We start from the raw sequence: 17,433 nt of genomic DNA on the forward strand, positions 1-17,433 counted from the left end.
GCTCGACGAATTCATCGAGCGCGAGATCCGGCCGCTGGAGCGCGAGAACGACAATATCCGCTTCTTCGACCATCGCCGCGAGCATGCGCGCACCGACTGGGACAATGACGGCCAGCCGCGCCACGAATGGGAAGAGCTTCTGGCCGAGATGAAGCGCCGCGCCGACAAGGCGGGCCACCTGCGCTTCGGGCTGCCCAAGGCGCTGGGCGGCAAGGACGGCTCCAACCTCGCCATGGCGATCATCCGCGAGCATCTCGCGCACAAGGGGCTCGGCCTGCACAACGACCTGCAGAACGAGAGCTCGATCGTCGGCAACTTCCCGGTTGCCCTGCTGCTGCATCGCTTCGGCACGCAGGAGCAGAAGGACCGCTACATCGAAGGCATGTTCAGGGGAACGGAGCGGATCGGCTTCGGCCTCACCGAGCCCCTGCACGGCTCCGATGCCACGTTCATGGAGACCACCGCCGTCAAGCAGGGCGACGACTGGGTGATCAACGGCATGAAGCGGTTCAACACCGGCATGCACACCGCCACTGTCGATCTCGTCTTCGCCCGGACCTCGGGCAAGGCAGGCGATGCGCGCGGGATCTCGGCGTTCCTCGTGCCCGTGAAGTCACCCGGCTTCAAGATCGAGCACATGTGGTGGACTTTCAACATGCCGAGCGACCATGCCGAGGTGTCGCTGACCAACGTGACAGTGCCGAACTCGACCATGCTGGGCGAGGAAGGCCGCGGCCTCGACGTGGCGCAGACCTTCGTGCACGAGAACCGCATCCGCCAGGCCGCTTCGAGCCTCGGCGCAGCGCAATACTGCATCGACATGTCGGTGGCCTACGCCAAGAACCGCAAGGTGTTCGGCAAGGCTCTGGCGACCAACCAGGCGATCCAGTTCCCGCTGGCCGAGCTGCACACCGAGGCCGAGATGACGCGCGGGCTCGTACGCAAGACCGCCTGGCATCTCGACCGCGAGCACCACATGAACGTGAGCGAATGGGTGGCGATGTCGAACTACCGCGCCAATCGACTGGTGTGCGACGCCGCCGACCGTGCCATCCAGGTCCATGGCGGCATCGGCTATTCGCGCCACACGCCGTTCGAGCACATCTATCGTCATCACCGCCGCTACCGCATCACCGAAGGCTCGGAGGAAATCCAGATCCGCCGCGTCGCCGGCACGCTGTTCGGCTTCTGGGGCGCACAGAAGGCTTCGACCGCACCGCGTACGTAAGTGACGCCCATCACAAGAGGCGTTGAATGAAGGGGCATCGCTACGCCGGCGATGCCCTGATGCTTGGCACGGCGCTGCTCATGGGCTCGAGCTATCCTTTCGCCAAGGATGTGCTCACGGTCATGAGTCCGCTGATGTACAGCGCCTCGCGCTACCTGATCGCGGCCCTCTTCCTGTTCGCCGTACTGGCGCTGCGGCGCCGGCCCATGGCCCTGTCCCGGCGCGACTGGGTACCGATGATCCTGCTGTCGATCATCGGCGTCACGATATTCCAGGCCTGCTGGGGCCTCGCCATGGCGCGTAGCGCGCCGTCGGTGGGCTCGATCGTGATGACCACGACCACGGCCTTCTCCGCCATCCTCGCCTGGTTCGCCGGCCGGCGGCTTTCCGTACTCGGCTGGGCCGGTATCGTCGTGGCCTTCGCCGGCGTCGTCCTGGTGGTGAACAACAGCCTGTCCAGCTTCACCCTCTCCTTTGGCAGCCTCGACGGCACGCTGCTCTGGATGGTCTCGGCCTTTGCCTGGGCGCTCTATGTCGAGCGCGGGGCGCCCTACAGCCAGCGGCTGGGAGCCCTTCAGGTCATGGCCTGGACGACCCTGCTCGGCTCCCTGATCCTGCTGCCCTTCGCCCTTTTCTTCGATTCCCTCGGTGAATTCGCACGGCTCGACGACCGGCTCCTGGGGTTCTGGCTCTATACGGCGATCTTTCCCGTGGGCGTGGCCTTCCTCGGCCTCACCGCCGGACTGGAGCGGCTCGGGGTCAGTCGGGTCATGGTCTACATGTATCTGATCCCGGTAGCAGGCGTGGGCCTGTCGGCTGCTTTCTTCAGCGACCCGCTCACGGCAGCCCGTGTGATCGGCGGCCTGATCGTGCTGCTGGGCGTCATTCTGACGCGCGTTGCGCTCGACCGCGCCGCTCGCGTTCCTGTATGAACGGGACGCAACCGAGAGGACTTCCGATGGCCCAACAGGCCGCAAAGAAAGCGCCTGCCAAAGCTCCAGCCAAGGCCGCGCCGCCGTCCCAGACCCTCACGACGCCGGGCACCGGCGGGCGTCGGGCCTATGTCGCGCGTGCCACGAAGGAGACGAGCATTGCCGCCGCCATCAATCTGGATGGCACCGGCAAGTACGACATCAAGACGGGCATCGGCTTCCTCGACCATATGCTGGAACAGCTCTCGCGCCACAGCCTGATCGACATCACGCTGCGCGCCGAGGGCGACCTGCACATCGACTACCACCACACCACCGAGGATGCGGGCATCGTGCTGGGCGAGTGCCTGACCAAGGCGCTGGGCGACCGCGCCGGCATCCGCCGCTACGGCGCGGCGCATATCCCGATGGACGAGACCCTGACCGAGGTGGCGCTCGACGCCTCGAACCGGCCATACCTGATCTGGAAGGTGAACTTCTCCAAGCCCAAGCTCGGCACCATGGACACCGAACTGTTCAAGGAGTGGTTCCAGGCCTTCGCCCAGCTCGGCGGGCTGACCTTGCACGTGTGGAACCACTACGGCGACAACAACCACCATATCGTCGAAAGCTGCTTCAAGGGCATCGCCCGGGCGCTGCGGGTCGCCATCGAGCTCGATCCGCGCCAGCTCACCAGCGTGCCCAGCACCAAGGGCGTGCTCTAAGGTCCATGACTGTCGCTATCGTCGATTACGGCTCCGGCAACCTGCGGTCTGCCGCCAAGGCCTTCGAACGCGCGGCGCGCGAAGCCGGCACGCACGAGCGCGTGCTGGTGACGGCCTCGACACGCGACGTGGCCGAGGCCGATCGCATCGTGCTGCCCGGCGTCGGCGCCTTCGCCGACTGCCGCGCCGGCCTGTATGGCGTGCCGGGCATGGTCGAGACCCTTCAGCGCGAGGTCATTGAACGCGGCAAGCCCTTCCTTGGCATCTGCGTCGGCATGCAGCTCATGGCCACGCGCGGCGTCGAATACGGCATCCATGCCGGCCTGGACTGGATTGCAGGCGATGTGGTGCGCATCGAATCCGGTAAGGATCACCTCAAGATCCCGCATATGGGCTGGAATGAGCTGAGTGCGCTCAAGCCGCACGCCCTGCTGGAGGGCATTGCTCCGCGCGACCATGCCTACTTCGTGCACTCCTTCCAGCTCGCAGCCAGCAAGCCTGAGACCGTGCTCGGCCTGACCGACTATGGCGGATCGGTCACAGCCATTGTCGGCCGCGACAATCTCGCCGGCACGCAGTTCCATCCGGAAAAGAGCCAGGCGACCGGTTTGCGCCTGATCGCCAATTTTCTGCGCTGGAAGCCCTGAGCTTGTAACCAATCGGCTCACTGCGGCGTTCACCTCCTGCGTTCCGGAAAAGCGGGAGGGCCGGCATGCATGTCCGCGCCACGTTCTTGAGCGATCCACATCTGGCGAGCGGCGCTGTCAACGACACGCTGATGCACTGCGTCGAGGCCTGTTTCGACTGCGCTCAGGCGTGCATCTCCTGTGCAGACGCCTGCCTGAGCGAAGAGGGCGTGGCGGGGCTCGGCCGCTGTATCCGCCTCAATCTCGACTGCGCCGACGCCTGCGCAGCCACCGGTCCTATGCTCACCCGCCGCACGCATGCGAGCCCAGCCCTGATCCAGCGCATGGTCGAAACCTGCGCGGAGCTCTGTCGAGCCTGCGCCGATGAATGCGAGCGGCACGCCGAGGAACATGAACATTGCAGGATCTGCGCCGAGGCCTGCCGCGCCTGCGAGCGTGCTTGCGATGCAGCCGCCGTATCGCTTGGTGCCACCGGCGCGTGACCTCGAGAAGCGACCTCGATTGCTCCGCACTGGCAGCACCGATATCGTCGGTGTGTGTCGAAGCCGGTTTTCTCTCTCCTCGCCCTGTCGGCAGTTCTTTGCCTCTTCTCGATACCGGCTGAAGCGCAGCGCCGCCAACAGCAAGGCGCGGCACCGAACTTCCAAAGCGGTGCGGTTTGGCTGACGCCCGTGGTCGGTGTGCGATATCGCATCGATGATCGCTGGCTGTTTCAGATGGATACCCAGCTGCGCTTCGACAGCGCTAATGGCCTGCTGCGCGACGTTCAGGTGCGGCCTGGGTTCGAATACATCCTGTCACCGCATTGGGCGGTTGCCGCAGGCTATGTCCAGTTCCAGCGCTATCTCGTCGGCCAGACGAACTCGCGCGGCGCCTTTCAGGACATTCTCTACCGGGCACGCGTGGATAATCTGCCCATCGCCGGCCGATGGCGCTGGGAGGAGCTGTTCTTCGACAATGGTACCTATCTGGTCCGCACCCGCCTGCTGGCCGGCGTGCGCGTGCCGCTCGGGGAGACGCCGTGGGAGCTGGCGTTTTCTAATGAGGTCTTCCTCAATGTCGGCAACAATGCGCCTGGCCGGGTACAGGGCTTCGCCCAGAACCGCGCCTTTGCAGGCTTTGGCCGTCAGCTCACCCGTTGGAGCCGGGCCTCGCTCGGCTACGAGCTCGATACGTTCAACGCGCCAGGCAACGTCCGCAACGTGCACAATATCAAGCTGAACCTGGTCTTTGACCTGAACTGAGACCGAGTGCAGGAACCCGCTCGGCAGCCCGGGGCAACGCCGGACGATGCGCATTGCGCGCAGCGGCATCCCACATCAGTCGTGGGTCGAAAGCCTCAGCCGCAAAGATGGTGACGATCACGACCGCACAGAACGCCATGGCGCCGGCCCCTGGATCGATGGTGACGGCGCTGCCGAACTGCACCAGAGCGCCCAGCAGCGACTCCATGAAAATGTCGACCATCGACCATCGGCCGATCCAGGCGACGATGAAATAGAGACGTGTGCGCTGGCGCAGCAGAACGCCGGCCGCCTCGGCGCTGCTCGTCAGCTTGGTCGCCGAGATCATCGCAGCGAGCCCGAGTAGCTTGAACAGCGGCACCAGCACGCTGGCAAAGAACACCAGCAGCGCCAGCGGATACATCTTGGACGACACCAGCTCCTCGACACCGCCCATGATGGTGCTGGGCGATCCAGAGCCGAGCTGAATCACAGTCAGCACCGGATAGACGTTGGCCGGGATGTAAAGAACGGCGCCCGCGATCACGAGGGCAATGGTGCGGCCGATGGCATCAGGTTTGCGCTCGTGCACTATGGAGCCGCAGCGCGGACATTTGCCATCATGCTCCGCCGGCATGCAAACCAAGCCACAATTCTCACAACCCGCGGCGCCGGGGCGATATTCCATCGGCGCCACGGCCGGCATCGGCGCATGGGTTTGGCCACGCCGTTCGATCCCTTCCCAGACCGCCTGCGGATCAAGCGCCAGCTCGGCCCAGACGACGACGATGGTCAGGATGCCGAGCGCATACACCGCTGGCCCCAGCTCGATCGTCACCAAGTCGCCGAGCTTGGTGTAGGCCACGAATACGCCCAGCAGCAGCACCTCGAGCATGGACCAAGTGCCGAGCTTGCGCGAAAGCAGGAAGATGCGATGCAGGTTGGGGGGCGGCGTCCTCATGCGCAGTCCGACCAGCACGTAGAGTGTACCGGCAAACTTGCCTAGCGGCGCCAGCGCCGTGGTGAAGGCAACGGCGATGGCGAGCGGCCACAGCCCGTGTCGCACCAGCTCGGCCGGACCAGAAAGCAGCCCGGTCTCGTGCACGATGCCGGCGGTCGAGACCTTCATCAGCATGGTGAGCCAGAGCACCGCGAACAGGACCAGCGAGGCGAAAGTCAATGCGAGGCAGTGGCCGGTCGGATCGGCGCGTGTCGCTCTGAGCGGCGTGCCGCAGCGCTCGCAATCGCAGCGCATGTTGGCCGCCATCGCCGGCACGACCTGGAAGAGCCCGCAGCCATGGCACTCGCGAAGCTGCGGTCCCGTGACCAGCTCTGTCGGGCCGCTGACGGCCATCTACTGCAGCATCGCCGCGATGCCGTCCGCAAGCTCGCCGACCGCGTCGCTCATGGCGGCGACATGGCCTGTGGTATCAGGCGTCGGTACGGGCTTGCTGATGGAGAAGTTGCGCAAGGCCGAACGGGTGGGCCGGTTGAACTGGACGGCGACCTGCGCCACCAGGATCACGGTGCCGGCCTTGTCGGCATCGAGGCGCTGGATATCGACGCCGACGGTGGCGTTGGGATCCAGGGTGATCGAGCCCGCCTCGCCATAGACCTTGCTGTTGGGCAGACGCTGCGAGAGATCGAGCACCAGAATGCGGCCCAGCATCCCGCCGACCGGCTCGCCCCACCAAGCATTGGCGCGGACGTCGAGTTTGAAATCCTCCGTCGAGCGCACGATTTCCTTGCGGTCGAGATAGCCGGGCAGGCCGATATCGCGGACCTGCACGATTGCCGGGCCTCGCGGCAGGGTCGAACCTGGCCGCACCACGAGCGTGTAGAGCCCAGGCTCCGGCGAGGCGCCGCAGGCCACGAGGGCGGGGGCCGCAAGAACGGGCACGACAAAAGCGCCGAGGCGGCGGCGGCCGAGATGGTGGATGGTCATTCCTTGCCCGTGTTGGTGCGGCCCTTGATCAAGGCTTCTGGGTGGCGCGTCAGCAGATCGCTCAAGGCCCGGAGCGAGCGGGCGGCATCGGTGAGCTGCGGGATCAACCGGTCGAGGTCGCGATGGAACTTCGATTGGTCGCCGTAACCCTTGTCGACCGACCCGATCAGGCGATTGGCCTTGGTGACGGCGTCCTGGAGCTGCTGGGCGATCTCGGGCAAACGCTTCAGAGCAGGCGTGGCATCCTTGTCGAGCTTGCGGGTGATGTCCTGCACGTCGAGCATCGCCTTTTCCAGCGCCGCCAGAGTCGCCTTGATCTGCGGGCCGTTCACGGTGCTGTCGAGGCCGGACGCCGCGTTGACCAGGCTATTGCCGATGCGGTCGAAGTCGATGCGATTGATCTTGGAGAGAAGTTCCGACGCCGCCCGCGTGATGCTGTCGAAGCCTCCGGTCGCGGCACTCGGGATCACATAGTGATCGCCGACCTTGCGCAGCTCCCCGGGTTTGGCGTCCGGCAGGACCTGGAAGGCGATGATCTTCTGGCCGGTCAGCAGGCTCGGCGCCTCGAGCGTGGCGCGCAGGCCGCGCTTGATCATCTCATCGGCGATCTTTTCAGGTTCCATCCCCTGCGCCTTGGCAAGATTGGCGACACGGCCTGCCTCGACCCGATAGCGGACGGGAACCAGAACGCGGTCGGTTTGCTGATCGAAGACCAGGTCGACATCGGTGACTTCGCCGATCTTGATTCCGTGAAACGTAACATCGGCGCCCACAGAGAGGCCGGCGACGGAGCTCGAGAAATACGACACCAGCTTGATCTGTTGGCCGAAGCCCGCCGCCTTGGCCTGATCGAGATTCTTGAAGAGTTCGAATGCCTGATCGGCCTTGGCGACCGGCTGCGTCGAACCCTGCGGCGTGTCGAAGGCGATGCCGCCCAGCAGCACCGCGCGTAGCGACTCGAGCTGTATGTCGAGACCATCGGAGTTGAGCTTGACCGAGATGCCGGACGCATCCCAGAAGCTCGAATCATTACGCACGTATTTGTCGAACGGCGCGCGGACGAAGGCATGGATGGTCACGCTGTTGGCGAGGTCATGCAGGTCCCAACCCAGCACCGTGCCGACATCGATATCGCGGAAGAAGACTGGTGCGCCGAGGCCGATCGACCCGAGCCGCTTGGTGTCGAGCCGGAACGTCGTGCCCTTGGCCGACGCCTGCAGCACCGGCGGATCCTGTTGGCCGACGAACTCGCGCTGCGGCTGGCCGCTCTCCACGGAGGGCCGCATGCCGATGTAGGAGCCGGACAGGATGGTCTCCAGGCCGGAGATGCTGCCGGCAAAGAGCTGAGGCTTCACGACCCAGAAGATCGTCTTGTCGGTAAGCAAGGGCTCGGCCTCGCGCACCGTCTCGATGGTGACCAGTACATTGTCGAGATCGGGCGATATGGCGATGCTCTTCACCGTCCCCATCACGACGTTGCGGTACTTGAGCTGCGACTGGCCCGGCGTCAGGCCCGAGGCCGTATCGAACGAGACAGTGATCGTGGGACCGCGCTTGGAAAAAGTGTCCCAGGCAAGATAGAGCGCGATCAGTGCCGTCAGGAACGGCACGATCCAGATCAGGGGAATGCGGCGGCGGCGGCGGACCGGTGCGGTTGGAACGACGCGGCCACCGACAGGGGTGGCCGATGTTGATCCAGACGGGGCTTGTTCGCTCATCGCTCCTCGTTCGCCCCCAATCGCTCGCTGCGGGCGTTTCAGCGCTCGCGATCGTCGATGTCGCGAGCCAGGACCTCGCGCTTGCCGACATGGTTGGCCGGGCTGACGACGCCCTCGCGTTCCATGCGTTCGACAATGCGGGCGGCCCTGTTATAGCCGATCTGGAGGTAGCGCTGGATAAAGCTTGTGCTGCATTTCCGCTCGCGGGCGACCAGGGCAATCGCCTGGTCGTAGAGCTGGTCGCTCTCGCCCTCCTCGCCGCCGCCCGGCAGACCGGCCCCTTCGGCCTCGCCTTCGGGGTCATCGGTGACGGAGTCGATATAGGCCGGTGCACCCTGCGCCCTGAGGTGGCGGACCACCTCCTCGACCTCGCCGTCGCTCACGAACGGGCCGTGAACACGGGCGATCTTGCCGCCACCGGCCATGTAGAGCATGTCGCCTTGGCCCAGGAGCTGCTCGCCGCCCTGCTCGCCCAGGATGGTGCGGCTGTCGATCTTCGAGGTGACCTGGAAGGAGATGCGGGTCGGGAAGTTGGCCTTGATGGTGCCGGTGATGACGTCGACCGACGGACGCTGCGTGGCCATGACGACGTGGATGCCGGCGGCGCGCGCCATCTGCGCCAGGCGCTGGACGGCCGCCTCGATCTCCTTGCCGGCAACCAGCATCAGGTCGGCCATCTCGTCGATGATGACCACGATGAAGGGCAGCGGCGTGAGGTCGATCTCCTCGTCCTCGAAGGTCGGCCGGCGGGTTTCCGGATCGATGCCGGTCTGGACCTTGCGCGTCAGCGCGCCGCCCTTGCGGGCCGTCTCGACGAGCTTCTCGTTGTAGCCTGCGATGTTGCGGACGCCGACCGAGCTCATGGCGCGGTAGCGATCCTCCATCTCCCGAACCACCCACTTCAGCGCCACGATCGCCTTGCGTGGCTCGGTGACGACGGGCGTGAGCAGATGCGGGATATCCTGATAGACGCTGAGTTCCAGCATCTTGGGATCGATCATGATGAAGCGGCAGCGATCTGGCGGCAGCCTGTAGAGCAGCGACAGGATCATGGTGTTGACCGCCACCGACTTGCCCGAGCCGGTGGTGCCGCCGATCAGCAGATGCGGCATGCGGGCGAGGTCGGCGATCACCGGGTCGCCGCCGATATCCTTGCCCAGCGCCAGCGGCAGGCCGAGACGGTTGTCCTCGTAATGGCGGGTCGACAGCAGCTCGCGCAGGAACACTGTCTCGCGCTTGGCATTGGGCAGCTCGATGCCAATCACGTTGCGGCCCGGCACGGTGGCGACGCGTGCCGACACTGCGCTCATCGAGCGGGCGATGTCGTCGGCGAGGCCGATGACCCGGCTCGACTTGGTGCCTGGCGCCGGCTCCAGCTCGTAGAGCGTCACGACCGGGCCCGGCCGCACTTTCACGATCTGGCCTTTGACACCGAAATCGTCGAGCACGGTCTCGAGCAGGCGGGCGTTCTGCTCCAGTGCTTCCTCGTCGATCTTGGGCTCGTTGGTGACGCGCGAGGGCAGTGACAGGATGTCGAGCGGCGGCAACTTGTATTCGTTGCTGAGATCGAGCTCGCGCTGGCCTGCCTTCGCAGCCCGCTTGCCCTGCGCGGCCGCAGACTTGCGTGGCACGATCTTCACACCGCTGGGCGCCGCCGGTCCCCCCTGGACGGGCTGCTCGGCCTCGAGCGAGTCAGGCGCGAAGGGGTTCTCCTCCTCGGCCTCGGATGGCGCGTCGCTCGCCGAGGCGGACGCGTCCTCGTACTCCTGCTGCTGCGGCGGAGCCGCAGGGGCGACGGGCACAGCCGTGGGCTGTACCGGCTGTTGAGGTGCCTCGAAAGGCGCCATCACCGGTTCGACACGTTCCGCACCCTGCGGGGCGGCCGTCGTCGAGCGGCGCATAAACGGTTCGATACGCAGACCCGAAAGCCGGCTGAACAGGGTCCGCTCCGCCACGGGCTCGGCCGGGACTTCGTACGACGGCAGATGCGGCTCCAGCGGCACGGGCGCCTGCGGGATATCCGGCGTGGCGCGCTCGATCGGCGCATAGGGCGCGTCGACCATCAGCGACTCACGGGACGGAATCGGTGTGCCGTCCTCGGGAATCTGCTCATAGCGGTTCTCGAAGTCGCCGGGCTTGTAATGGCTGGCGTCGATCTCACCCGGAATCTCGGCATAGCCGATCGACGGCGACGGCAGATCGGTCTCCTCATCGAGCGGCTGTGGTTTGCCGCGCCACAGGCCGACCGCAGCGCGCATGCCCCACACACCCCACAGGAAGGGCGCGCGCAGGATGCGGAAGATCAGCGGCAGGTCGGTGCGGTTCATGCCCAGCGCCGGCGCCATGGCGATGAAGGCAAGCGCCGCGCAGCCCGGCTCGATCAGGGTGAGCGCCCCGCCGCTGGAATGGGTCAGCACAAGTTCGCGAAAACGGCCGACCAGCGCCAGGCCCACGAGGCCGCCGGGTCCAGCGTGCGTAGCGGCGCCACCGACATCGCCCAGGCCAACGCAGGCCACGCTCATCATCAGCAACGCCAGCAGCAGCAGCGAGAGCCGCAGGCCGAAGAAGCCGAGATGATGGGTACGCACCATGCGCACCCCCCAGGTGATGAAGGCCACAGGCGCCAGGATGATGGCCAGACCGAAGGTCTGCAGCAGCAGGTCGGAAATGTAGGCGCCGGGCAGGCCCAGCAGATTGTTGGGCGCGCGCGCGGTCGCGTGGTTCAGCGAGGGATCGCCGGGGCTGTAGGTGAACAACGCCATCATCAACGCCAGGCCGAAAGCCGCCGTGGCGACGCCGACAACCTCCATCATGCGACGGCGCAGGAAATCGCGCCCGCCTTCCGGCAGGATCGACGTCCGAGGCTGCAACGCTGAAGACAGGCTCAGCATGGCCATGCGCGATTGCGCTCCCTACAGAACGGCCGCGAGGCGCGACAGGCCCTCGCGGGTGGTCTTTTCGTCATGCACCAGCGCCACGCGAATGTAGCGCTGGGCGGTGTTGATTCCGTTGGTTTCGCGACAGGCGTAAGCGCCCGGCAGCACTTTGACGTGTGCCTCGCCCCACAGCTTGCGCGTCGCGGCTTCGCCGTCGCCGACGTCGAGCCACAGGAAAAAGCCGCCGCCCGGCGTGTAGTAGGCGAAGCGATTGTGCAGGATCTGCTCGGCAACCTTGAAATTCTTGCGATACCACTCGCGCGTCTCGACCGGATGCGTCTCGTCGCGCCACAGGGCTGCCGATGCTTTCTGCACGGCAAAGGGAATTTGCGGCCCGCCATAGGTGCGCCAGCGCAGCACGATGGCGACCAGCTTGGGATCACCTGCCAGGAAGCCGGAGCGCAGTCCTGCGGCGTTCGAGCGCTTCGAGAGCGAATGGAAGACCGCGAGATTGCGAAAGGGGTCCTTGCCGCCGGTCTCGTCGATCTCGAGGGCGACCTCGAGAGCACCCGGCGGAGCATCGCCGGTGTAGATCTCGGCGTAACACTCATCGACCGCCAGCACGGTGTCGTACTTCCGGCAGAGACGGAGCAGCTTCTTCAGATAATCCTTGCTCGCGATCGCACCCTGCGGATTGGCCGGCGAGCAGAGATAGACGACGGACAGGCGCTGCCAGGTCGCTTCGTCGAGACTTTCATAGTCCGGCAGGAAGCCGTTGGACTCTTCGGCATTGACCAGCAGCGGTTCGCCACCCGACAGAACCGCGCCCCCGAGATAGGCCTGATAAAACGGATTGGGCAGCGCCACGATCGGCTTGGCTCCACCCTTCTGCTGCGGCGTCGCCACCGTCGAGATGATGTAGACGCCTTCCTTGCTGCCCGCCGTCGGATGAACATGCACGTCGGGATCGAGCAGGCCCTTGGGCAGCCGATAACGTCGCGTCAGCCATTCGCAGATGGCGAGATTCAAGTCAGGCAGACCCTGATTGGGCGGATAGCGATTCCAGCCGTCAATCTCGTCATTGACGATCTGTCGCGCGAAAGCGGGCATCGCGCCCTGCGGTTCGCCGACCGACATGTTGATCAGCGACAGGTGCGCCGGCGGTGCGATCGGGGCGATCAGGCTATTCAACCGCGCGAACGGAAAATCGGTCAGCGTCTCAGTCAGGCGCGGATTGAACATCTTGCCATCCAAAGGGGCCGGGTGCCGGCCAGGAACAAACCAATAGCGCCGTCGGGAGTGGACCAGACGGCTTAAACAGCCTCTATTCTATGAAACAAATTACCCAATAACAACAATGGAATAGGTCATTTTCTTGAGATGACAGAAAGGGTTGGGTGGGAGACCCGCCCCCACCCACCATCTCTAGGCCTGTCCTCTCTCCTACCCTGGTCAGGTCCCACTCGGCATGGCGCCAAAGCGGCCCTTGTTGAAGTCTTCGACGGCCTGCCTGATCTCGGCCTCGCTGTTCATCACGAACGGACCGTAGCCCACGACCGGCTCGTCGATTGGTTCGCCGCTCAGCAGCAGCACCGTCGTGTCGCTCTCGGCCTCGAGCGTGAGGCTGGTGCCCTTGCGATCGAGCACGACCAGTTTGGCCTCTTCCACGGGCTGGCCGTCGTTGACCGAGAGCCGCCCCGTCAGCACGGCGAGCGCCGCGGTGTGGCCATCAGGAAGGTCGAGCATCACACGTCCGCCTCTCGTCAACCGAAGGTCCCAGACATTCATCGGCGTGAAGGTACGCGCCGGTCCGGTCTTGCCGGCGTAGCTGCCGGCGATCACGCGGACACGACCTGCCCCCTCGGGTAGCGGCACCGACGGGATGTCGGCGTCGACGATCGCCTGGTAGCCGGGCGCGGACATCTTGTCCTTGGCCGGCAGGTTGACCCAGAGCTGAACCATCCGCAGCGTGCCGCCCTTTTCGCTGAAGGCGGGCGAGTGAAACTCCTCGTGCAGGATGCCGCTGCCTGCGGTCATCCACTGCACGTCACCGGGGCCGATGACGCCGCCCTGGCCGGTCGAGTCCTTGTGCGCGACCTCGCCCTCGTAGACGACCGTCACAGTCTCGAAACCACGGTGCGGATGCTCGCCGACGCCGCGCGGGAGCAGGACCGGCTCGAACTGCATCGGTCCCGCATAGTCGAGCAGCAGGAACGGGCTGAGCCGCGCGCCGAGGCCGTCGTAGGAGAAGAGCGACCGCACGGGGAAGCCATCGCCCACCCAATGCGGATGCGGATTGCCGTAGACGCCCAAAACCTTCTTCATGTTCCTCTTCCTTGCAGGCCATCGCCTGCGGTGTGTTGGGTTGGAGATGGGTCTGCAGCGGCTGCACCGGTAGAATTGCCATGCGGCACACAGCGTCCTACCAATAGGACGATGGAAGACCTCAACGACCTCTACTACTTCGCCCAGGTGGTCGAGCATGCGGGCTTTGCGCCGGCCGCCCGGGCGTTGGGGATGCAGAAATCAAAGCTCAGCCGCCGCATCGGCCTGCTCGAGGATCGGCTGGGCGTCCGGCTGATCCAGCGATCCAGCCGCAGCTTCTCCGTCACCGAGATCGGCCAGGAATATTACCGCCAATGCCGCGCCATGCTGGTCGAGGCCGAGGCCGCGCAGGCCGTGATCGATTCAGTGCGGTCCGAACCGCAGGGTGTGATCCGGATGAGCTGCCCGCCCGGACTGCTCGACTACCAGTTCGGCGAGCTGGTCGCGCACTTCATGGCCCGGCATCCCAGGGTGCGGGTCCACCTCAAGGCCATGAACCGCAAGGTCGACCTGATCGCCGAAGGCTACGATCTCGCCATCCGCATCGGCGCCCAGGCCCTGGACCAGGCCGACCTCGTGATGCGCAAGCTCGGCGAGGCCGAACAGGGGCTGGTGGGCAGCCCCGCGCTGCTGAAGGGCTGTCCGCCGACCGAGGCGCCCACCGACCTCAGCACCATTCCCAGCCTCGATCTCGGCCTGCCGCAGGATGCGCACATCTGGCGTCTCGAACATTCGGACGGCCGCACCGCGGAGGTCCACCACCAGCCGCGCCTCATCACCGACGATCTCGCCGCCCTGCGCGCCGCCGCTCTGGAAGGCGTCGGCGTGGCGCAGATACCGATCCTGATGGTCGAAGAGGATATCGCCGCGGGCCGGCTGATCGACGTGCTGCCGCACTGGCGGCCACACAACGAGGTCGTCTACGCCGTCTTTCCATCGCGGCGCGGCCTGCTGCCATCGATCCGCGCCTTGCTCGATTTCCTCTCCGACGAATGCCGACCGCATCGTCGGTAAACGTCCACGCTACTGGACGCGCTCACCGTGCAGGGCGGTGTCGAGGCCTTCGACTTCCTCGTCCCGGGTAACGCGCAGGCCGATCGCAGCGTCGATGATCTTGAGGATGATCCAGGTCGCCACACCGCAGAAGATCGCGATGGCCGCGACGCCATAGAGCTGGGTCAGTATCTGTCCACCGTTGCCGTCGACCAATCCGACCGGTTGGCCCTTGGCGACATCGTTGATCGCCCTCGTGGCGAACACGCCGACCAGGATCGAACCCAGGATGCCGCCGACGCCGTGAACGCCGAACACGTCGAGCGAATCGTCGTAGCCCAGCTGGTTCTTCAGCACGACCGAGGCCCAATAGCAGACCGCGCCGGCTGCGACGCCGATCACCATGGCCGCCCAGGGCTCGACATAGCCGGCGGCCGGCGTGATGGTGCCGAGCCCCGCGACGGCACCCGTGAGGATACCGAGGACCGACGGCTTGCCGCGCGCGACCCATTCGATCGCCATCCAGACCAGCGCCGCCGTGGACGCGGCGACATGGGTGTTCAGCATGGCGCTGCCGGCCAACTCGCCCGACGCCAGCGCCGAGCCAGCATTGAAGCCGAACCAGCCGACCCAGAGCAGTGACGTGCCGATCAGGGTAAGCACCAGATTGTGCGGCGCCATGTATTCCTGGCCGTAACCCACGCGCTTACCCATCACCAGGCAGCAGACGAGCGCCGCGATGCCGGCATTGAGATGGACGACGAGGCCACCGGCGAAGTCGAGCACGCCCGCCGCGCCGAGGAAGCCGCCGCCCCACACCCAATGCGCCACCGGCACATAGACGAACAGCAGCCACAAGCCCATGAACCACATCATGGCCGAGAACTTCATGCGCTCGGCGAAGGCACCGGCGATGATGGCCGGCGTGATGACGGCGAAGGTCGCCTGATACATCAGGAAGACATTCTCCGGCACGGTCTTCGCGAGATCGTGGACGCTGCCCAGCAGGCCCTTGCCGAAGGCGCGCGACAGCGATCCGATGATGCCGTTCAGCCCTCCGCCATCGGTGAAGGCGAGCGAATAGCCGACCACGAACCACAGCACCGTCACCAGGGCGGCGACGGCGACGGCCTGCACCGCCGTCGCCAGCACGTTCTTCTTGCGCACCATGCCGGCGTAGAAGAGCGCCAGGCCGGGGATGTTCATCATCAGCACCAGCACCGTGGCCACCAGCAGCCAGGCGGTGTCCCCGGTGTCGATCTGAGGCTTGTCCGCCGCCGACACCGCGGGGACAAACGCCAGCATGCACGCCAATGGCGCGCCGATGCGCAGGACCGTCTTGTGCATGTGTTCCCCCGTGTCTTTTCTTGCTTGTCTTTGTCTTGCTTGACGCTTGAGCCTTCTCTCTCCGCCTAGAGTGCGTTCGAGCCCGATTCACCGGTGCGGATGCGCACGGCCTGCTCGACCGGCGTGACGAAGATCTTGCCGTCGCCGATCTTGCCGGTGTGGGCGGCTTTCTGGATGGCCTCGATGGCGCGCTCGACCTGGCTGTCGTCGACCACGATCTCGATCTTCACCTTGGGCAGGAAGCTCACGAGATACTCAGCACCGCGATAGATCTCGGTCTGCCCCTTCTGGCGGCCGAAGCCCTTCACTTCGCTCACGGTCAGGCCCGAAACCCCGACACCGGTCAGCGCGTCGCGCACTTCGTCTAGCTTGAACGGCTTGATGATGGCGGACACGAGTTTCATCTGCTTCCCCTTCTGATTTTCCGGCTGTCGGCGACAGACTGGCGTGGGGCGTCGTCGGCGTCAATTTCGCGCAAAAATAGGCCCGGCGAGGGACTCGCCGGGCCCGAGGACGCCGTCGCGACACGGAAGCGACGGACGATGGGGAACCAGGAGGAAAAGTGGTTCCCGATCGTTAAAGACGAGACGGTTAGTGGATCGTCTCTCCGTGCAGGTTGATGTCGAGACCTTCGATCTCTTCCTCGGTCGTGACACGCAGCCCGATCAGGGCATCGACGACCTTGAGAATCACGAAGGTGGCGACGGCACACCAGGCGATGCAGACCAGCGAGCCCCAGAGCTGCGTCAGCACCTGGCCGGCATTGCCGTCGATCAGGCCCTTCTTGCCCTCGCCGCCAATCACTTCGACGGCGAACACACCCGTCAGGATGGCGCCGACGAACCCGCCGACACCGTGCACGCCGAACGCGTCGAGCGAGTCATCGTAGCCCATCGCCTTCTTGAGCCCCGTGGCGCCCCAGAAGCAGACGAGGCCGGCGACGATGCCGATCGCCAGCGAGCCCATCGGATTGACGAAGCCGGAAGCCGGCGTGATGGCGACCAGGCCGGCAACCGCCCCGGAGATGATGCCGAGGACCGACGGCTTGCCGCGCGTCACCCACTCCGCGAACATCCAGGCCAGCGCGCCCGCCGCCGTGGCGAACTGCGTGACCGCCATCGCCATGCCTGCATTGACGCTGGCGCCGACGGCGGAGCCGGCGTTGAACCCGAACCAGCCGACCCACAGCAGAGCAGCGCCGATCACCGAGTAGACGAGGTTGTGCGGCGCCATATTGTCGGTGCCGAAGCCCTTGCGCTTGCCGAGCACGAGCGCGCAGACGAGACCCGCGACGCCGGCATTGATATGCACGACGGTACCGCCAGCGAAGTCGAGCACGCCCCAGTCGCCGAGGAAGCCGCCGCCCCACACCCAATGGGCGATCGGCGCATAGACGATCAGCGACCACAGCGCCATGAACCACATCATCGCCGAGAACTTCATGCGCTCGGCGAAGGCGCCGGCGATCAGGGCCGGCGTGATGATGGCGAAGGTG

Annotated in this window: 16 protein-coding genes; 7 read left to right on the plus strand and 9 right to left on the minus strand. The window is 65.6% G+C overall.

Going from position 1 to position 17,433, the window contains the following annotated elements:
* The 6 genes from EPO50_RS24435 to EPO50_RS24460 form a co-directional block, all read left to right on the plus strand.
* The coding region (locus tag EPO50_RS24435) for an acyl-CoA dehydrogenase family protein (RefSeq protein ID WP_296348430.1) at positions 1-1,228 on the plus strand (1,228 nt) is incomplete at its 5' end.
* Positions 1,229-1,254: 26 nt separating this feature from the next.
* Entirely contained in the window at positions 1,255-2,160 is a 906-nt protein-coding gene (locus EPO50_RS24440) for a DMT family transporter (RefSeq protein WP_296348432.1), read from the plus strand.
* A gap of 26 nt (positions 2,161-2,186) precedes the next feature.
* Complete coding sequence (gene hisB / locus EPO50_RS24445) at positions 2,187-2,864, plus strand: imidazoleglycerol-phosphate dehydratase HisB (protein WP_296348434.1); 678 nt, start codon at positions 2,187-2,189, stop codon at positions 2,862-2,864.
* A 5-nt stretch (positions 2,865-2,869) separates the two neighbouring features.
* Positions 2,870-3,511: an imidazole glycerol phosphate synthase subunit HisH gene (hisH, locus tag EPO50_RS24450; protein ID WP_296348437.1), complete on the plus strand. Its 642-nt coding sequence runs from the start codon at positions 2,870-2,872 to the stop codon at positions 3,509-3,511.
* Positions 3,512-3,576: 65 nt separating this feature from the next.
* Complete coding sequence (locus EPO50_RS24455; RefSeq protein ID WP_296348439.1) at positions 3,577-3,993, plus strand: four-helix bundle copper-binding protein; 417 nt, start codon at positions 3,577-3,579, stop codon at positions 3,991-3,993.
* A gap of 54 nt (positions 3,994-4,047) precedes the next feature.
* Positions 4,048-4,755, plus strand: a complete 708-nt coding sequence (locus EPO50_RS24460; RefSeq protein WP_296348441.1) for a DUF2490 domain-containing protein — start codon at positions 4,048-4,050, stop codon at positions 4,753-4,755.
* Here the strand turns inward: EPO50_RS24460 and EPO50_RS24465 are convergent.
* The 6 genes from EPO50_RS24465 to EPO50_RS24490 all read right to left on the minus strand — a co-directional run bounded on the left by EPO50_RS24465 (position 4,724) and on the right by EPO50_RS24490 (position 13,598).
* Positions 4,724-6,088 (minus strand): paraquat-inducible protein A, encoded by a 1,365-nt coding sequence (locus EPO50_RS24465; protein ID WP_296348443.1) that lies wholly within the window; start codon positions 6,086-6,088, stop codon positions 4,724-4,726. The genes EPO50_RS24460 and EPO50_RS24465 overlap by 32 nt on opposite strands.
* Positions 6,089-6,679 carry a membrane integrity-associated transporter subunit PqiC gene (locus tag EPO50_RS24470; RefSeq protein WP_296348445.1) on the minus strand — a complete coding sequence of 197 codons (591 nt, stop codon included), beginning with the start codon at positions 6,677-6,679 and terminating at the stop codon, positions 6,089-6,091.
* On the minus strand, positions 6,676-8,397 hold the full coding sequence (locus EPO50_RS24475) for an MlaD family protein (protein WP_296348447.1): 1,722 nt from the start codon (positions 8,395-8,397) through the stop codon (positions 6,676-6,678). The genes EPO50_RS24470 and EPO50_RS24475 overlap by 4 nt, the downstream gene beginning before the upstream one ends.
* Positions 8,398-8,435: 38 nt before the next feature.
* On the minus strand, positions 8,436-11,294 hold the full coding sequence (locus tag EPO50_RS24480; protein WP_296348449.1) for a DNA translocase FtsK: 2,859 nt from the start codon (positions 11,292-11,294) through the stop codon (positions 8,436-8,438).
* Positions 11,295-11,309: 15 nt separating this feature from the next.
* A complete protein-coding gene (locus EPO50_RS24485) occupies positions 11,310-12,515 on the minus strand; it encodes an aminotransferase class I/II-fold pyridoxal phosphate-dependent enzyme (RefSeq protein WP_296348451.1) in 1,206 nt (401 codons plus the stop codon).
* A gap of 210 nt (positions 12,516-12,725) precedes the next feature.
* Positions 12,726-13,598 carry a pirin family protein gene (locus EPO50_RS24490; protein ID WP_296348453.1) on the minus strand — a complete coding sequence of 291 codons (873 nt, stop codon included), beginning with the start codon at positions 13,596-13,598 and terminating at the stop codon, positions 12,726-12,728.
* Positions 13,599-13,709: 111 nt separating this feature from the next.
* On the opposite strand from EPO50_RS24490, the gene EPO50_RS24495 reads away from it, so the two are divergent.
* Entirely contained in the window at positions 13,710-14,612 is a 903-nt protein-coding gene (locus EPO50_RS24495) for a LysR substrate-binding domain-containing protein (protein WP_296348455.1), read from the plus strand.
* A 9-nt stretch (positions 14,613-14,621) separates the two neighbouring features.
* On the opposite strand, the gene EPO50_RS24500 is transcribed toward EPO50_RS24495, so the two are convergent.
* The 3 genes from EPO50_RS24500 to EPO50_RS24510 all read right to left on the minus strand — a co-directional run.
* Positions 14,622-15,896, minus strand: a complete 1,275-nt coding sequence (locus EPO50_RS24500; protein WP_296348460.1) for an ammonium transporter — start codon at positions 15,894-15,896, stop codon at positions 14,622-14,624.
* A gap of 107 nt (positions 15,897-16,003) precedes the next feature.
* Positions 16,004-16,342 carry a P-II family nitrogen regulator gene (locus tag EPO50_RS24505; RefSeq protein WP_020699078.1) on the minus strand — a complete coding sequence of 113 codons (339 nt, stop codon included), beginning with the start codon at positions 16,340-16,342 and terminating at the stop codon, positions 16,004-16,006.
* A gap of 187 nt (positions 16,343-16,529) precedes the next feature.
* A partial coding sequence (locus tag EPO50_RS24510; protein WP_296348458.1) for an ammonium transporter occupies positions 16,530-17,433 on the minus strand: 904 nt, incomplete at its 5' end.

It is taken from the genome of Reyranella sp. (assembly GCF_004297405.1).
Classification (GTDB): domain Bacteria; phylum Pseudomonadota; class Alphaproteobacteria; order Reyranellales; family Reyranellaceae; genus Reyranella.